This window comes from Aquamicrobium terrae (assembly GCF_052978165.1).
In genome coordinates this window covers 240976-258086 of sequence record NZ_JBRKLZ010000003.1, presented here as the reverse complement: position 1 = coordinate 258086, position 17111 = coordinate 240976, and the positions used below count along the sequence as shown (strand labels likewise).

Annotated in this window: 15 protein-coding genes and 1 pseudogene; 8 read left to right on the top strand and 8 right to left on the bottom strand. The window is 64.9% G+C overall.

Annotated features, from left to right (window positions below; translation table 11 throughout):
* Window positions 1-48: 48 nt before the first annotated feature.
* From ACVCNR_RS24325 to ACVCNR_RS24295, 7 genes are all read left to right on the top strand, one after another.
* Window positions 49-963: a 2-dehydro-3-deoxygalactonokinase gene (locus ACVCNR_RS24325; RefSeq protein WP_447076851.1), complete on the top strand. Its 915-nt coding sequence runs from the start codon at window positions 49-51 to the stop codon at window positions 961-963.
* Between the two features lies 1 nt (window position 964).
* Window positions 965-1606 (top strand): 2-dehydro-3-deoxy-6-phosphogalactonate aldolase, encoded by a 642-nt coding sequence (locus tag ACVCNR_RS24320; protein ID WP_447076850.1) that lies wholly within the window; start codon window positions 965-967, stop codon window positions 1604-1606.
* Complete coding sequence (locus ACVCNR_RS24315) at window positions 1603-2487, top strand: SMP-30/gluconolactonase/LRE family protein (RefSeq protein WP_447076849.1); 885 nt, start codon at window positions 1603-1605, stop codon at window positions 2485-2487. Before ACVCNR_RS24320 ends, ACVCNR_RS24315 begins: the two co-directional genes overlap by 4 nt.
* Before the next feature lie 2 nt (window positions 2488-2489).
* Window positions 2490-3404 (top strand): aldose 1-epimerase, encoded by a 915-nt coding sequence (locus ACVCNR_RS24310; protein ID WP_447076847.1) that lies wholly within the window; start codon window positions 2490-2492, stop codon window positions 3402-3404.
* 52 nt (window positions 3405-3456) lie between these two features.
* On the top strand, window positions 3457-4605 hold the full coding sequence (gene dgoD / locus ACVCNR_RS24305) for a galactonate dehydratase (protein WP_447076845.1): 1149 nt from the start codon (window positions 3457-3459) through the stop codon (window positions 4603-4605).
* 30 nt (window positions 4606-4635) lie between these two features.
* A complete protein-coding gene (locus ACVCNR_RS24300) occupies window positions 4636-5415 on the top strand; it encodes an SDR family oxidoreductase (RefSeq protein ID WP_447076844.1) in 780 nt (259 codons plus the stop codon).
* 203 nt (window positions 5416-5618) lie between these two features.
* Window positions 5619-6605 carry a Tim44 domain-containing protein gene (locus ACVCNR_RS24295; RefSeq protein ID WP_447076843.1) on the top strand — a complete coding sequence of 329 codons (987 nt, stop codon included), beginning with the start codon at window positions 5619-5621 and terminating at the stop codon, window positions 6603-6605.
* 63 nt (window positions 6606-6668) lie between these two features.
* On the opposite strand, the gene ACVCNR_RS24290 is transcribed toward ACVCNR_RS24295, so the two are convergent.
* The gene (locus ACVCNR_RS24290) at window positions 6669-7784 is read right to left on the bottom strand and encodes an acyltransferase family protein (protein WP_447076916.1); all 1116 of its coding nucleotides are present in this window, start codon (window positions 7782-7784) and stop codon (window positions 6669-6671) included.
* Window positions 7785-7864: 80 nt separating this feature from the next.
* Here ACVCNR_RS24290 and ACVCNR_RS24285 point away from each other — a divergent pair, with 80 nt between their 5' ends.
* Entirely contained in the window at window positions 7865-8635 is a 771-nt protein-coding gene (locus ACVCNR_RS24285) for a metallophosphoesterase family protein (RefSeq protein ID WP_447076842.1), read from the top strand.
* 26 nt (window positions 8636-8661) lie between these two features.
* Here ACVCNR_RS24285 and ACVCNR_RS24280 read toward each other — a convergent pair whose 3' ends face one another.
* The 7 genes and pseudogenes from ACVCNR_RS24280 to exoK all read right to left on the bottom strand — a co-directional run bounded on the left by ACVCNR_RS24280 (window position 8662) and on the right by exoK (window position 17026).
* Window positions 8662-11031, bottom strand: a complete 2370-nt coding sequence (locus tag ACVCNR_RS24280; RefSeq protein ID WP_354197820.1) for a succinoglycan biosynthesis protein ExoP — start codon at window positions 11029-11031, stop codon at window positions 8662-8664.
* Between the two features lie 74 nt (window positions 11032-11105).
* A complete protein-coding gene (locus tag ACVCNR_RS24275; RefSeq protein ID WP_447076841.1) occupies window positions 11106-12002 on the bottom strand; it encodes a UTP--glucose-1-phosphate uridylyltransferase in 897 nt (298 codons plus the stop codon).
* Window positions 12003-12039: 37 nt separating this feature from the next.
* Window positions 12040-12999: a glycosyltransferase family 2 protein gene (locus ACVCNR_RS24270; RefSeq protein ID WP_354197816.1), complete on the bottom strand. Its 960-nt coding sequence runs from the start codon at window positions 12997-12999 to the stop codon at window positions 12040-12042.
* On the bottom strand, window positions 12989-13936 hold the full coding sequence (locus ACVCNR_RS24265; RefSeq protein ID WP_354197814.1) for a glycosyltransferase family 2 protein: 948 nt from the start codon (window positions 13934-13936) through the stop codon (window positions 12989-12991). Before ACVCNR_RS24265 ends, ACVCNR_RS24270 begins: the two co-directional genes overlap by 11 nt.
* On the bottom strand, window positions 13933-14979 hold the full coding sequence (locus tag ACVCNR_RS24260; RefSeq protein WP_354197812.1) for a glycosyltransferase family 2 protein: 1047 nt from the start codon (window positions 14977-14979) through the stop codon (window positions 13933-13935). Before ACVCNR_RS24260 ends, ACVCNR_RS24265 begins: the two co-directional genes overlap by 4 nt.
* Window positions 14976-16149, bottom strand: a pseudogene (locus ACVCNR_RS24255) (glycosyltransferase family protein). The gene ACVCNR_RS24260 and the pseudogene ACVCNR_RS24255 overlap by 4 nt, the downstream one beginning before the upstream one ends.
* Window positions 16150-16210: 61 nt before the next feature.
* The gene (exoK, locus tag ACVCNR_RS24250) at window positions 16211-17026 is read right to left on the bottom strand and encodes an endo-1,3-1,4-beta-glycanase ExoK (RefSeq protein ID WP_447076840.1); all 816 of its coding nucleotides are present in this window, start codon (window positions 17024-17026) and stop codon (window positions 16211-16213) included.
* Window positions 17027-17111 lie beyond the last annotated feature (85 nt).

Sequence of the window (17111 nt, the reverse complement as noted above, 5' to 3'; positions counted from 1 at the left end):
GCGCCCCAAGGTGAGCGGCCGTTTCCTCTGACCAATATCGGAACAACCATGACGCCTTTCTGCGCACTGATCGACTGGGGTACCTCCTCCTTCCGCCTGTGGCTGGTGGACCGGCAGGGGACGGTGCTGGCTGAAAGCAGGAGCGATGAGGGCATGATGCATTCATCGCAGGCCGGCTTTGCTTCGGTGCTCGAAAACCACTTGGGCAAGCTGGGCGCGCGCGCCGACCTGCCGGTTGTCATCAGCGGCATGGCGGGGGCCCGGCAGGGCTGGGTAGAAGCGCCCTATGTGGACATTCCGGCCCCGCTCGACGGGCTGGCGGTCATGGCCGTTCGCGTGCCGCACGAACCGCGCGACGTGCGCATCCTGCCCGGGATGGCGCAAAACCGGGCCGACGCGGCCAATGTGATGCGCGGCGAGGAAACCCAGTTGGCCGGCATTGCCGCCACGCACCCCGACGGCCTGGTGTGCATGCCCGGCACCCATTGCAAATGGGTGAGCCTCGAAGGCGGTCACGTCACGGGCATTTCCTCCTTCATGACCGGCGAAGTCTTCGCCGTGCTCGGCCAGCATTCCATCCTCCAGCACGCGCTGGAACCGCAGGCCCGGTTCGATGCCGATCATCCGACCTTCCGGGCCGCCGCCGGCCGGGCGCTGGCCCGGCCCTCCCAGGCCATGGCGATGCTGTTTCCCATCCGCGCCAGCCAGCTGCTCGGCTTCGAGCGGCGCGAAGACGGCGCACCGCATCTGTCGGGCGTGCTGATCGGGGCCGAGATCGCCGCCGCGCGCGAATTGTACGGCGCCGGCAGAGCCGGTCTGGTCGCCTCGCAGCGCCTCAACGCGCTTTACAAGCCCATCATGGAAGAGGCCGGCTTCAGCGTCGACCTGATCGATGGCGAAGAGGCCGTGCGCGCCGGGCTTCTGGCCGCCGCCCGCCAGCTTCATCCTGTTTCCGGAGAATGACATGACTGCACATCCCGCCTGGCCCTCCCTCAAGCGTTCGCTGGTGGCGATCATTCGCGGCATCAAGCCGGAAGAGGTCGAGCCGATACTCACCGTTCTGGTCGAGGAAGGCTTCGAGGCGATCGAAATCCCGCTCAATTCGCCGCAGCCATGGGTGTCGATCGGCTCGGCGGTGAAGCTGTTTTCCGACCGCGCCCTGATCGGTGCCGGCACCATGCTGAGCACGGACGATGTCAAGCAACTCGCCGACCTCGGCGGCAAGCTGATGGTCAGTCCCAACACCGATCCCGAGGTCATCGCCGCCGCCGCTGCCGCCGGCCTCTATTCCATGCCCGGCTGCTTCACCGCCTCGGAAGCACTTCTGGCGCTCAAATCCGGGGCTTCGGCACTGAAATTTTTCCCCGCCGGCGCACTCGGCCCCGCCGGCATTGCCGCCATCAGAACCGTCCTGCCGGCGACTGCGGTGGTGGGTGCGGTCGGCGGTGTTTCCGATACCAGTTTCGCCGACTACGCCAAGGTCGGCGTCAGCACGTTCGGGCTGGGCACCAGCCTCTATCGCCCCGGCGATGACGCCGCCAAGGTGCGCGCGGCCGCCCGACGCACCATCGCGGCATATGATGCGGTGTTCGGGAAAGCGGCATGAGCCAGTCGCTCCAGCCGGGAAATCTGGCAAGGCTGGATGCGCCATCATGTGCGCTCGGCGAAGGCCCGACCTATGACCGCCACACCGACACGGCCTGGTGGTTCGACATCATCGGCCGCAAATTGCTGGAACATCGCTTCCGCAACAGCCGCACGCTGGTCCACGACCTCCCCTTCACAGCCAGCGCGCTGGCCCGCATCGACGACCGGCGCCAGCTTCTGTTTGCGGAAAACGGCCTGTATATCCGCACGGTCGCCGACGGCACGTTGCACCCGCACCTGGCCATCGAGGCCGACAATGTGCTGACCCGCTGCAACGATGCGCGAGTTCACCAAAGCGGCGCGTTCTGGCTTGGCACCATGGGCCGGGACGCACAGCGGGGGGCGGGTTCGATCTATCACTATCGCGCCGGCAAACTGACCCGCCTCTATGAGGGCATCACCATTTCCAACGGCATCTGCTTTGCGCCCGATGCCACCACGGCCTACTACGCCGACACGGCGCTCGGCACCGTCATGAAAGTGGCGGTCGATCCCCAGACCGGACTGCCCACGGGCGAGGCTTCGCCCTTCCTGAGCAGCTTTCCCGAAGGGGCAGGCCCCGACGGCGCGGTCTGCGATGTGCAAGGCAATGTCTGGATCGCGCTGTGGGGCGCAGGTTGCGTCGCAGGATACAGTTCCGAGGGCGAGTTCCTGTCGTCGTTCAGCCTGCCTGCCTCGCAGGCAAGCTGCCCGGCCTTTATCGGCCCGCAGGCCCGCGCCATGCTCGTCACCTCCGCCAGCGACGGGCTCGACGACACGTCCGAGGCCGACCAGTCGGGCGCGACTTTCATTTTCGACCTGCCTTTCGCCGGGCGGTTCGAACCGGATGTAATGCTCTAACCATGACAGAGGCGCGCGCTATGGATGGGGCCGGGTTGATCGAACTGCGTTCTTCCACCATGACGGCGCATCTGCGCCTGCAGGGCGGGTCGATACTCGGCCTGTGGTGGGGCGCGGCGGAAAACGGCGCACCCCTGCTACGGCCGAGCCCGCCCGGCGCGACCGCCCCCATCGACACGGCCGGTTTTCCTCTGGTTCCCTTCGGCAACCGGCTGGGCGGCAACCGTTTTTCCTGCGGCGGCAGGACTTATGCGCTGGAGCCGAATTCCGATCTCGACCCGCTTTACATCCATGGCGACGGCTGGCTGGAAAAGTGGTCGCTTCAGGACCAAGACACATCGGGCGCGACGCTTGCCTACCGCCACCAGAGCGCAAACGGTCCCTATCGCTATCTGGCCGAACAGCAGTTCAGCCTCGACAGCGAACGGCTGTCGCTGCGCCTGGCCGTGACCAATGAGGGCGACGACGCCCTGCCCTTCGGGCTCGGCTGGCATCCTTATTTCGTGCTGGCCGACGACACCACCCTGCAATTCTCGGCCTCCAGCGTGCGGCCCGAAGGTGCCGGGTCACTGCCGGGACCCGCCCAGGCCCCCGCAGGCGCGTTCGACTTCGGCAAGGCCAGGCGTTTTCCCGCTGCTCGCCTCAACAATGGCTATTCGGGCTGGAACGGCACCGCGCTGATCCGGTACTCCCGGCACGCGCTGGAGCTGGAGGTGAGTGCCGATCCGCTGTTTTCGCATGTCTTCGTCTATGCCCCCTTCGGGGAGGCGAATGCCGACTTCTTCTGCTTCGAGCCGATGAGCCACATGGCCGACGATCACAACCGAGACGGTTTCGGCGATCTCAAGCTGCTGGAGCCGGGTCAGCGCCTCGAAGGAGCGATCCGCCTTGCGCCGCGCAGCCGCCGGCCAGACTGACACCATCCGGCGCGTTTGAAGCGCGCGCCTGCAAGCCCCGGGGAAACCGCCCATGAAGATCACCAAGCTGACCACCTATATCGTTCCGCCGCGCTGGCTATTCCTCAAGGTCGAGACCGACGAAGGCATTGTGGGCTGGGGTGAGCCGGTCATCGAGGGCCGCGCCCGCACCGTCGAGGCGGCCGTGCATGAATTGTCCGGCTATCTGATCGGCAAGGACCCCCGCCTGATCGAGGACCACTGGAACGTCCTCTACCGCGGCGGCTTCTATCGCGGCGGCCCGATCCTGATGAGCGCGCTGGCCGGCATCGATCAGGCGCTGTGGGACATCAAGGGCAAGGCGCTGGGCGTGCCGGTTCACGAATTGCTGGGCGGCAAATGCCGCGACCGTATCCGCGTCTATTCCTGGGTCGGCGGCGACCGCCCCTCGGACGTCGCCGCCAATGCGCGCGACATGGTCGATCGCGGCTTTACCGCCCTGAAGATGAACGGCACGCAGGAATTGCAGATCCTCGACACCAACGACAAGCTCGAGGCCATCGTCGAGACAATCGGCCAGGTGCGCGACGCGGTCGGCCCGCATATCGGCATCGGCGTGGACTTCCACGGCCGCGTGCATCGCCCGATGGCTAAGGTGCTGGCTAGGGAGCTCGAACCGTTCAAGCTGATGTTCATCGAGGAGCCGGTGCTGTCGGAACATGCTGAGGCGCTGAAGGAAATCGCCAATCACACATCCACACCGATCGCGCTGGGCGAGCGGCTTTATTCGCGCTGGGACTTCAAGTCGATCCTGCAGGGCGGCTATGTCGATGTGATCCAGCCCGACCTGTCCCATGCCGGCGGCATCACCGAATGCCGCAAGATCGCGGCCATGGCGGAAGCTTACGATGTGGCTCTGGCCCCGCACTGCCCGCTCGGCCCGATTGCGCTGGCCTCCTGCCTGCACGTGGATGCGGTGTCCTATAACGCCTTCATCCAGGAGCAGAGCCTCAACATCCATTACAACGAGTCCAATGACATTCTGGACTACATCGCCAATCGCGAGGTCTTCACCTATGAGGATGGCTTCGTCAGCATTCCCGACGGCCCCGGCCTCGGGGTCGAGATCAACGAGGACTATGTGAAGGAACGCGCCAGGATCGGCCACGACTGGAAGAACCCCATCTGGCGTCATGCCGATGGCAGCTTCGCCGAGTGGTAGCGACATCCCGGCAATAAGGAAGAAAACATCATGGCTGGACGTCTGATCGGCAAGCGCATCTTCGTGACCGGGGCCGCGCAAGGCATCGGCCTTGCCATCGCGCAGGCATTTGCCCGCGAGGGGGCAGCTCTCTTTCTCGTCGATATGGACGGCGAACTGCTGGCCCAGGAGGCCGAGGCCCTGCGCGAGGCAGGCGCCACCCTTGGCCATGCCCGAGCCGACATTTCCGGTGCGGCGGCCATTCAGGCGGCTTTCGAGCAGGCGCATGCCGAGATCGGCCGGATCAACGCGCTGGTCAACAATGCCGGCATCAACGTGTTCTCCAGGCCGCTGGAGATGGACGACGCCGCCTGGCAGCGCTGCTTCGACGTCAACCTGAAAGGGGCGTGGAACTGCTGCAAGGCGGCCCTGCCGGGCATGATCGAACAGGGCGGCGGCGTCATTCTCAACATCGCCTCGACCCATTCCTTCACCATCATTCCCCACACTTTCCCCTATCCGCTCGCCAAGCACGCGCTGCTGGGCATGACCAGGGCGCTGGGGCTGGAATATGCGCCGCAGCAGGTCCGCGTGAATGCGCTGGCCCCTGGCTATGTGCTGACGCAGAAGAACATCGATTACTGGAACAGCTTTGACGATCCCGAGGCCGCGCGGGCACAAACCATGCGCCTGCATCCCGGCGGGCGCATCGCCACGCCGGAGGAAATCGCCATGGCAGCGGTGTTCATGGTGTCCGACGAATGTCCCTTCATGAACGCCACCTGCCTGACGGTAGATGGCGGCCTGAGCGTCCAGCAGCATCCAGCCTGACACGCCCGCCAGACAATGAGCGGCATGAAGCGGGGAGATTGCGCCATGCATCTTGCGGATGGCATCTTGTGCATGGCGTTTTCCGTCTCTACATCAGCCGCGTCCGGGCTTTTTCCGGGCAGCCACCTCTTCAAGGCGCAGGTCCCCTCGGGAAAGGGACATCAGGCCTTGAGGTGACCGCACCTGTTCGGAGGAGACCTGACATGTTCAAGCCACGCCGCGCCAAGATATTCGCCCTGTTTGCAGGGCTGATGCTCGCCTTTTCCATGGTATCGGTGGACTATGCCGAGGCCCGGCGGGGCGGCAGCTTCGGCAGCCGCGGAACCCGCACCCACCAGAGCGTGCCGGCCACCCGCACCGCGCCGAACCAGGCAGCTCCCGTCGAGCGTTCCATGACGCCGAACACCGCACCCAATGCCGCCCGCCAGCCGTCGGCCGCCCAGCAGCGGCCCGGCTTCATGAACGGGCTCGGCGGCTCGCTCATGCGTGGCCTTCTGATCGGCGGCCTTATCGGCCTCCTCCTCGGGCAGGGTTTTGGCGGCCTTGCCGGCCTGTTCGGCCTGCTCTTGCAGGGCCTGCTGATCGCCGGCGCGGTGATGCTGGCCCTGCGCTTCTTCCGTGGCCAGAATGCCCGGCAGCCCGCCATGGCCGGCGCCGGTGGCGTGCCTGGCGCCAACCGCTACGGCCGTGACGCCCATTCGGATGCCGGCAAGCCGGCCGGCTTCACGGTCCCCACCATCGGCGGGCGATCGACTTCCGCGCAGGAAGCAACGACGACGCGGGATATGAAGCTGGATCAGGACGATCTTGACCGTTTCGAAGCCCTTCTCGGCGAAGTTCAGGGTGCCTTCGGCCGCGAGGATCATGCCGGACTGCGCCGGCTGGTCACGCCGGAAATGGTTTCCTACCTGTCGGAGGAGCTTGCCCGGAACGCCCATAACGGCGTGCGCAACGAGGTGAGCGATGTCCGCCTTCTGGAAGCCGATATCGCCGAAAGCTGGAGCGAGGGTGCGCGCGACTACGCCACCGCCGCCATGCGATATGAAGCCCGCGACGTGGTGCGCGACCGCGCCACCGGCAAGATCGTGGAAGGCGATGCGGACGCGGCCAGCGAGACCACCGAACTCTGGACCTTCGTGCGCGAGAACGGTCAGGACTGGAAGCTCTCCGCGATCCAGCAGCCCGCCTGACCAGGCCGACGCCTGTCGATCGGAAACGCCCGCGGGCCCACAGGTCTGCGGCGGCGATCTCCGCTAGGTCGCCGTCCGGTATTTTTCCTTGGCGGATGACAGCAGGCGTTGAGGAGCACTGTGACCGGCATTGAAGAGGAACAGCAGCAGCCGTGACCTGCCAATGATCTGCAATCCGATGATGGAGCAGACGACCGCGATTACCGGCAGGGTGAAGAAGGTGACGGGAAACAGCTCCGATCCGTAATTTCCGAAGAAGCGCCGGAATACGATCCCCAGGAAGTTGAACAGGATCGCGTGGCTGCAAAACAGGAAGAATGCATAAGGTTCAAGGCGCGCGCACAGGCCCGCCAGCCGCGAAGGTTTCACCAGCCCTATGGCCGCCCAGAAACCGCCCGCCATGGTGATGCGCAACAGCGTGTCGAGCGAAAGCCGCACCATCGCATCCATTTCACTCAACAATATGCGTTCGATGCGGATGGTCAGGAAGATCGTGACCATGACCGCCAGACCTATCGTCAAGATCCACGCCCATCGCTCCATCGTACGCAGGTCGGGAGCAGCGATGCGCAACCACATGCCCAATGCGAAGAACAGGAGAAGCTGGGGTCGTTGCAGGATAAGCCAGTCCTCGCCAAACGCCATAAACAGGGTCACCGCGAGGATCGTGGCGAGCGGGGAGCGCTTCAAGCCTGCCTGAAGCAACGGCGCAAAAAGGCAACAGACGAAAAGGTCCCGCAGGAACCACAAAGGGACATCGAGCGGCCATTGGGTGAGCGCCAGTAAGGCATTCGCCAGCCCCATGGGCGTGAACGAAGGCATGTCGTGCCACTTGCCGGTGAGCAGGCCATAAACCGCAAGCAAGGCCAGCATCAGGAGATTCCATGCCACCAGCGGCACCACCAGCGTGCGCAGTTTCGAAACGGCCAGTTTCCAGAAGCCCGACTTGTGCAGGCTGGCCACCACGAAATAGCCCGATACGATGCTCAGAAGAGAAACCGAACTGAGCCCCAGAAGCCGGGAGAATATGAAATAGACGACATCGAAGAACCCGGCATCGCGGTCATAGACGTTCTCGGCTATCCCCGGCTGAACATGTACGAACATCATCAGGAAAATGCACAGGAACCGTGCAATCCGGACACGTTCCGAAAGTTCCGGCGGAACGGCGGAAACCATCGGCTTTAGGGAAGGACTGGAATTGGTCTTCAAGTTTCATCTCCTTGAAGAGTTCATGGAATCATAGCGTCATGAGAAGCATGATCCGACTTCTCGGGTTGGGCGCGAAGAAAAAGGCACGCCCGCAACGGCCACGCCTGCAACTCGATATGTCCGACCTCATCGTCTACGCGATGGGCGACGTGCATGGCTGCCTCGACGCCTTGCTGGCTCTGGAACGCCGTATCGCCGATGATGCGGTGGCACTGCCCGGCAGGAAGCTGCTCGTAATGCTGGGCGACTATGTCGACCGGGGTCCCGCCTCGGCCCAGGTACTCGACCATCTCGTCGCGCCGCCGCCGCCGGGGTTCCACCGCATCTGCCTCGCCGGCAATCACGAGGTCGCCATGCTGGACTATCTGGAAGGCCGCATCGATCTGCGGTCGTGGCTGCTCATGGGGGCCGGCCCCACGCTGCTGTCCTACGGGATTGACCACGAGCGCCTGCGCCAGATGCATGGCAACAGGCGCAGCATCGACAACGCTGTCCGCGATGCGATTCCGGCCGAGCATGTCGCTTTCCTGCGAACTCTCCCGGTGCTGGTGGAGAGCCAGCGCTATGTTTTCGTCCATGCCGGCATCCGGCCGGGCGTACCAATGAGGGAGCAGGACGAGAACGATCTCGTTCTCATCCGCGCCCCCTTCTTCGACAATGCCGACCGGCTGACGCGCTATGTGGTGCATGGGCACACGCCCGTGAAGCAGGCCGGGCGCGAGGGCATGCGCGTGAACCTCGACAGCGGCGCCTATTTCAGCGGGCAGTTGACGGCCTTGCGCATCTGGCGGGATACGGGCCGCTACCTGACCAACTGAACGGGCCGGCATGCCGCTCGACGCCGTCATGACGTTTCCACGCGGCCGGTGCCGCCAGCTGCCGTGGTCTCCTCGACATAATAGCTTTGATAACGGTCGAGATACTGTTCCGCGCCTCCGAACGGACCGTAGCGGGACAGCGCCTTCATGTCGGTCTTGTTGAGCACCGCGCCAAGCATCTTGGCGGCGACCGGGCGTTCGCTCTGCAACAGCGAGCGCGCCAGCATGCGCGGCGTCTGCCCCCATTCGATCACCATCATGAAACCGTCGGCCAGCGGCGCAAACGCCTTGGCGTCGACGACCGGACCGAGCGGCGGCAGATCGACCACGATGTAATCGAAACTCTGGCGCATATCGTCCAGCAAGGCGGCCATGGCAGGTCCGGAAATCAGGCCGCTGGTGTGCGAAATCCTCTGGCGTCCCACCGTGGGCAGGATGGCCAGCCGCGTCTTGCGATCGGTCAGGCAGGCATCCTGCCAGCGCTGCTCGCCCAGAACCACCTCGACAAGCCCCCTTTCCGGCAGGCGCGGCAGGGAGCGGCTGAGGCGCGGATTGCGCAGGTCGGCATCGATGAGCAGGGTGCGCGCGCCATTGGCCGCCAGAAGGCCGGCGAAATTCGCGGCGGCTGTCGTCTTGCCCTCGCGCGGCAGAGCGGAAACGAAGCCGATCACCTTGCAGGGCGTGTGATGCAGGACGATATCGCCGGCGAGCTTCATGTTGCGCAGCGTTTCCGCGAAGGATGAACCCGGCGAATTGATCGCCACCCGCAGCATGCGCGGCGTCACGGTTTCGAGATCCGGCCCGCCGCCCCTGTCGCCTCCATTGCCGCCAGCGGTCCTGCCTCTCGCGCCCTGCCCGGCGGCATGATTGCTGACCAAGGGTAGATAGCCAAGAAAATTCATGTTGAGCGCATCGCGCACATCGTCGCCGGTCCGGAAGAAGCGCTCGCGAAATTCGCGCACCGCTGCCCCGCCCGCCCCTGCGAACAACCCGAGTACCAGCGAAAGCCCAAGAACCATGGCCTTGCGCGGGCTCGAGGGCGAAACCGGATTGTCGGCCTGCGAGATGACCCTGGCCTCGGCAATCGGGAAGGATCGGCGCTGCGACGTTTCCTCGTAGCGGGCGAGAAACGCCTGGTAGAGCGTGGCAAGGGCCTGCGACTTCTGCTCCAGTTCGCGAAGCTTCACCTGATCCGCCCCGGTGGCGGAATTCTTGCCCGAGAGCTCTCCGACATTGGCGCGCAGCGAATCCTCGCGCGACTTGGCCACCTGATATTCGTTGCGGTAGCTCTCCGTCAGGCGCTTGAGTTCGGAGAATATCTGCCCGCTGAGATTGGCCTCTTCGCGGCGCAACGCCACCGCCTGCGGATGGTCCTTGCCGAAGCGGTCGGTGATATCCTGCTCGCGCTTGGCGATGCCCAGATAACGGGCCTTCATTTCGTTGATGGCGGCGCTGTTGCTGCCGTTGGTGCCCTTTTCCTGCGGGATCGCGGCACTGTTGACGGCATTGTCCGGGCCGCTGTCGACAATGGCCTTGAACTGGTTGTAGCGGGCGAGTGCATTGGCGGTGTCGGCCTGCGCGAGGATGAGCTGGCTGTTCAGGTCGGAAAGCTGCTGTTCCGACATCAGTTCGCCACGCACCGCCGTCAGTCCGGCCTTCGCCCGGAACTGCTCGACGGCGAGCGCTGCCTCCTGGGAATTCTCGCGCAGTTCCTCCAGCCTCCCCTGCAGCCAGACCGTCGCGCGCTGGGTTGCGTCGAAATTGGCGTCAAGCTGATCGGAAAGATAGGCCTCCGCATAGGCGCGGGTGATCGCACCGGCAAGCTTCGGATCGTAGCCCTTGAAGGAAAGCTCGATAACCAGGCTGCGCCCGACGCGCTCGGCCGTCAAACCCGCCTGCAACAAGGCAGCCGCCTTGCCCACCTTTGCCTCCTCGGCGTTGCCGGCCGGTGTGGCGGGCGCGGATGCAAACAGACCGGCAGCCGACTTCACCGTGGATTTCAGCCAGGCCAGCGGCGAGCGCGGCGGGTTGAGGAAAGCCTCATTGTCCTGAAGGTTCTCGGCGCGAACCACGGTGCGGGCAAGCCGGTTCGACTTGAGAATCTCGACTTCGCTCAGCACCATCGCATCGGCCTGCGGCCCGATCGGCGGCGCGTCCTTGTCCTCGGCAAATTGCGACAGGCTGGTATCGAGCAGGATGCGGGTCGAGGCCGTATAGAGGGCCGGCGTGAACGCCAGATAAAGCCCGCCCAGAACCAACCCGAGAACGGCGAACAGGCAGATCAGCCCGAACTGGCGCCGCACCGCGGCGACCAGCATGTCGAGATCGATAAATTCGTTCGTTTCCGTGACCGGACCTATGCCCCGGTTCTGCAACGGATAGCTTCCATGATTCATGAGTTTGCCTGCCAATGCCGCCTTTCGTTCGAAGGGCCGGCCCGGCGGAATTTCCGCCGGGCCGGCCGAAGCGGTCAGGCCGCCCGCGTGCTGCGCCTGCTGGAAACGATCATCTCCTCGATGGGAGCGAGGACACTGTCGCGCATGTCCGCACGGGCCAGCGCGAAGGCGACATTGGCCTGGATGAAACCGTCCTTGGACCCGCAATCGAACATGCGGCCTTCGAAGGGGGATGCGAAAAAGAGCTGGCTTTCCGACAACCGCACCATCGCATCGGTCAACTGGATCTCATTGCCGGCACCCCGCTGCTGGGTGCTCAATACGTCGAAGATTTGCGGCTGCAACACGTAACGGCCATTGATGTAGTAGTTGGAGGGTGCTGCCTCCGGCGCCGGCTTTTCCACCATGCCGGTAATGGCGAAGCCGCTTCCCGTGGCGGCTCCCTTGCCGACTATGCCATAGCTGCCGGTGTCCATCGGATCGCACTGCTCGACAGCAACCACATTGCCACCGGTACGCGCATAAAGGTCGATCACGCCGGACAGGCACCCCTTGTCGCCGTAGGAAACCATGTCGGGCAGGAGCAGCGCGAAAGGCTCGTCGCCGACGATATCGCGCGCGCACCACACCGCATGGCCGAGCCCATGCGGCTCCTGCTGGCGCGTGAAGGAGATGGTGCCGGGTTGCGGCTGCAGACGGCCGAGCGAGGCAAGCTGTTCGAGCTTGCCGGTGCGGGTGAGCGTGTCGAGCAATTCGGGCTGGATATCGAAATAGTCCTCGATCACATGCTTGTTGCGGCCGGTGACAAAAACGATGTGCTCGATACCCGCTTCCAGCGCCTCATCGACCGCATATTGCACGACGGGCCGATCAACCACGGTGAGCATCTCCTTGGGCATCGCCTTGGTCGCGGGCAGGAATCGCGTGCCCAGTCCGGCCACGGGGATCACAGCTTTTCTGACTTTTTTCATCTTGATCTTCCCTGTTAACGCTCGGCTCCCCGCCGATTCAGTTGGTTTTCAATCTGCTTGCCGCGGGGTGAAACGCAGCCGCGAGCCGGCGCAACCGCACCATTATCGGCATGCTGAGGTGTCTCAGCGCCGCCGGGTCGCGCAGCGCCGTGCCGGCAGCGCGCAGCGGCGCCCTGTCCTTCAGATGCCGCACCAGAAGCAGGAAGGACGCCGCCCGCCGCAGGCTCTTCGTGCGCCGCGCCAAAGCGGCCTGGGCTTGCGGTTCCAGACGATAGGCCCTTCGGAAGGCGTCATCGGCCGCCAGCATCGCTTCGACATGATGCAGTTCGAGCACGCGCGAGAGGGAACCGCCGCGAATGTGATAGCGATAGCCGGCACGCGGCTCGACCGCGCAGCGCCCGCCTGCCGCCAGTGCCGAGGCGAGCAGGATGTAGTCCTCGCCGATACGCAGCGCCTCGTCATAGCGCAGGGCGTGACGCTCAAGGAAATCCCGCCGGAAGATCGGCTTCACATAGCCGAAGGAAAACCGGCCCTGGAACATGATGTTGCCGTCGATGAAATCGGCAAGGTGGAGTTCGGGGCGCGCTTCAAGGAAGGCTTCGTCGAACATGGTCCGCGGGGCAGCGGCATTCTCCACCACGTCGAGATTGTCGACGGCAATCTGCGCACCGGCCGTATTGGCCCTGTCGATCATGCGCCGCATCCTGTCCGGATGGATGCTATCGTCGGAATCGAGGACGGCGATCCAGCGCCCGGTCGCGGTATCGAACCCCGCATTACGCGCACCTCCCGGCCCCCGATTGCAAGGAAGCGCGACCACCGTAACCTGCCGGGGGGCAAAGGCGCGGGCGATCTCGACCGTACGGTCGCTCGAGCAATCATCCACGACGATCACCTCAACCGACACGCCACGCTGGGCGAGCGCGCTTTCTATTGCCTGTGAAATGCAGGCTTCGGCATTGTAGGCGGCGATGACGAAACTCACGTCAGGCTGCATGGGTCTGTCCTTTCGCGGGCTCGTCGCCATAGAGGCGGGCTTCACGCAGGCCGAGCAAGCCACCGGCCACGCCGGCATGCATGATGCCGCGCAGGATCTGCCGGTTGCGACGGTGGGGCACCGCGATAAAGGCAAGCGCGGCGCAGAAGCTGAACGCGGCTTTGGCAGCGGCGAGGCCTGCCTGCGGCAGCGGTGACACAGGTTCGGCCGCCAGCAGCCGCGCATGTGTCTGCCCCGAGCGGAAGCGCCGTCTGGCCAGCCAGAAGAACCGTGCGCGCTGCGGCGTTACCGGCTCGCAGGCCAGCGCATCCGGCGCATAGGCGATCCTGCCGCCCGACCGGTGAAGCTGCGCGAAATATTCCGTATCCTCGCCGCCGCTGCGCCCTAGCGCCAGATTGAAGCGCCGGCCCTCGACATGGGGCGAGGCGCGCCTCAGCAGCACGTTGCCGCTGTAACCTGTGCGGATTTCACCATCGACCCAGACCGGGCCGGTCGAATGGAAATCGCCCCGTCGCATCCAGCCGGGCGCGGAAGGAGAATAGATCGCGCGCACCGGCCCCAGAACCGCATCCGCCCCGGTCGCTTCGGCGACGGCGATCAGTTCCGCCAGCCATCGCGACGTTGCCGTGGAATCGTCGTCGATGAAGGCGAGGAACGTTCCCTGCGCGGCTTCGAGACAGGCGTTGCGGGCAAGCGAGATGTTGGACGCCGGGCAGTGGATGTAGTGCAACGCGACGGGCAGTTCGTTCGCCAGCGCATCAACCAGCGCCCTGGCGCTCGGCTGTGCGTCATTGTCTGCCACGACGATCCGCAGCCTCACTTGCGACGGCAGTTCCAAAGCGGCGAGCGAACGCAGCGTCTGTTCCAGATGGGCGCGCTGGTAGGTGCATACGCATATGTCTACCGGCACCGTACGTTGCGGGGCATTGTGGCTCATGATGCCGGCACCCCCCGCTGTTTCAGGCGTTGCTGGCGCCATGCGCGCAGATATTCCAGCCAGAAGCCGGTGGACCATGCCAGATGCATGATCATGGCCGAGATGCCGGCCAGCGGTCCGTGGGGGTTGCGCTCCCTCACCGCCATCCAGGCGCCATAGCCGAGGCATGCGCCCGCCCAAAGCGATACCGGCAGCAGCGCGGTGGCGCTGACGACGGCCAGCACCGCGCCCGCCACCGCCGGCGCCACCAGAAGCGGAAGCGCCTGCCGCGGCTTCAGCGGCGTGCCATGCTTCATGGCGTTCCTGGCCCTGCCCCGGCCATAGCCCAGATATTGCCGGAACAGGGCGGCCGGAGTCGTCCGCGGATAGTAGGTCATGAAGGTCTTGTCGGTCATCCAGATGCGATAGCCGGCAGCCGCAAGCCGGTGGTCCAGTTCCGCATCCTCGTTGTGGCTGAAGCTTTCGTCATAGCCCCCCACGGCGCGAAAAGCCGACACCCGCATCAGGGCGTGGTGGCCATGATCGGTCCAGTGGCCGGGAATGCCCTCACGATGGGGGGAGCCGCCATTGCCGAGCCGGGAATTCTGCGCGGCCGCCGCCGCCTTCTGGAACGGCCGGAACCCCACCGTTTCCATCGAAACCACCACGGAATCGGCGCCGGTTTCGCGCGCCTCCTGAAGCAGCCGCTCGCAATAGTCGTCCGGATAGCCGCCATGGGCGTCGATACGGATGAGGTATTCAACCTGATGGCCGAACTCGGCCACGGCAAGGTTCAGCGCGGCACTTTGCAGGCGGCGTGGATTGTCCAGCAGGATCACGCGTGACGTTGCGGCGGCGATCTCGCGCACCGTGGCGCGCGTGCCGTCCGTGCTGCCGCCATCCGCGACAACGATCCTCATATCGAGCCGCTCGGCCGGGTCGAGCAACTGGTCGAGCAGGTCGCCGATATGATCGACCTCGTTGAGACAAGGGATCACCACCATGCAGCGACTGCCGGCCATGGCCCTGTCGTGCGGTTTCTCGAGCGGCTCGGGCATCGTCATGCTGCGGCCTCCACCGGGGTTCGTGCCCAGGCGCCACCGGCAACCCCCTTCATGCGCTCCACCAGAGCGCGGCACTCGGCGGCTTCGCACACCCAGGTTTCAGGCTTGTGCACCGCCACCGCCTCGCTCAAGGCGGCGTAACGCCCAGCGGTCATGTCCTCGAGCAGGGCGGTCAATGGCTCGGCCTCCGGCCTGTCAAGCAACAGGCCGATGCCATGTCCCGCAAGGAAGCGGCCTGTTTCCGTGCCCTGCATGGCCAGCGGAACGGCGCCGAAACGGCAACCTTCATAAAGCCGGTTCGGCAGCAGCCAGTCGGAGTTCATGCCCGCTTCGAAGAAGTCGATCGCCCAGGAAAAATGGACCTCGCCATAGATGGCCGGGAGAATCCTGCGGGTTGCGGTATGGGCCTTCGAAACGCATATGCGGCTCTGCCGCGACGAAGCCGTCGAAATTATCGAACTCGACATGGGCCGGGCGACCGCGCAGCACGACCTCGAACCGGCCCTGCGTGGCGCGGGTGAAGGCGGCAAGAAGCGCGAGCGAGCGGGCGCAGCGCAGCGCACCGAACCAGCCGATCCGCCATGCCTCGCCTTCCGCTGGCGGTGAGGCAGCCCGCATGGGTTGCCCGGCCCCGCCGGAAAGCTCGAGCACCTTGTTCTCAAGCAGCATCACCGGGGCATGGGACTGGCCGCGCGCCTCGAAATATTCCCGCACGAAAGCAGGCGAACTGGTCACAAGCAGCGCGGCGTTGCGGCCAAGGAAGCGCTCCGCGCCGCGCATGGCCTTGCCCACCGCCCCCTCGTCCAGCAGCAGGCGGTGGATGTCGAGGCATTCATAGACGATCGGCACATTTGCGCCGAAGAGGGCATGGACCCGGTTGGCCAGCGCCAGCATCTCGAGATTGCGGGCGACGACGATGTCGGGCTTCATCAGGCCTTTCAACCGCGCGCCCAGCATGATTGCCGCCTTGCCCACCGCAATCAGGCGCTGGGCAAAGGCCCTGTCGCCTGTCATGCCGAGGTCGATGGGCGCAATGCCGTCAAAGGTGGGCAGCGCGCCCCGCCGGAAGCCGGCAAGCGTGACATGCGCGCCACCGGCTTGCAGCATTGCGACGCGTCGGGCCGTCGCCGGGTCGCACAGGTCGTGGACCAGGTAAAGAACGTGCAGCATGTGATCTGTCACCTATCGCAGGCGTGCCGGCTGTTTGCGCCGCGCCCACAGGTCGCTTTGCTCATTGCGCATCCTGTTTCAGCTTGCAGGCAATCGATTCCGGGAACTGGCAAGGCTCGCCGGGCGCCGTATAGGCGACGCGGTCCACCTCGGCGGCGACAGGGCCGCCCGGGTCTTCGAAAGCGCCCATCCAGGATTTCAGCGTGTCGCTGCCCCAAAGGCTCAGGAAGATCTTCGAGGCATGGCTCGGCACCCTGGCAGGGTCGGTCTCCTCCTCGACCAGCGCGCCGTCGACATACCAGGCGATGCGATCCTTCTCCCAGACGAAGGCATAGTCGTGGAAATCCTTGTCGGCGCCGCCTGACACCTCGGCAAGCTTGGCGCTGCCGACGCTCTCGCCATCGACATACTGGTTGACCTGCACCCTGGCGGGGTCCTTGCCGAGCACCTCGAAATCGATCTCGTCATGGGGCTGCTTGTCGACCGGGCCGATATAGGTGAAGAAGCCGGTGTTGAGGCCGGAGCCGGCCACAGCCTTCATGCGCACTTCGTATACGCCGTAGCCGAAGCGTTGCCGGGTCTGCACCTCGCCGCAGACATGACTGCGCTGCTTGTAATCCTGCTTTGCGAAACCGAGCTTGAGCCGTCCCTCCTCGACCTTCGCCTGTTTGGACGACCAGGTGCAGTTCTGGTGGTCGCCGTTCGACCAGCCGTCGGAGATGTACCAACGCCCGGTGTCGAGCTTGTCGAAGGTTTCCACGAAGGATTCGCCCTTGGCCTGGTCCGCCGATTGTGCCTGCGCGGGCGTCGTTGCCGCCAGCGCCAGCACGCCGGTCAGGAGCCATGCCGGGAGGGTCGTCGCCTGTGGTTTCGCCATCGTCACCGTCCTACTTTCTGTTCAGCCCCGACATGGGTCCGCTTCAATTTCGAGCGAATGTTGAGTGGCGTTTAGGACGGTCGCG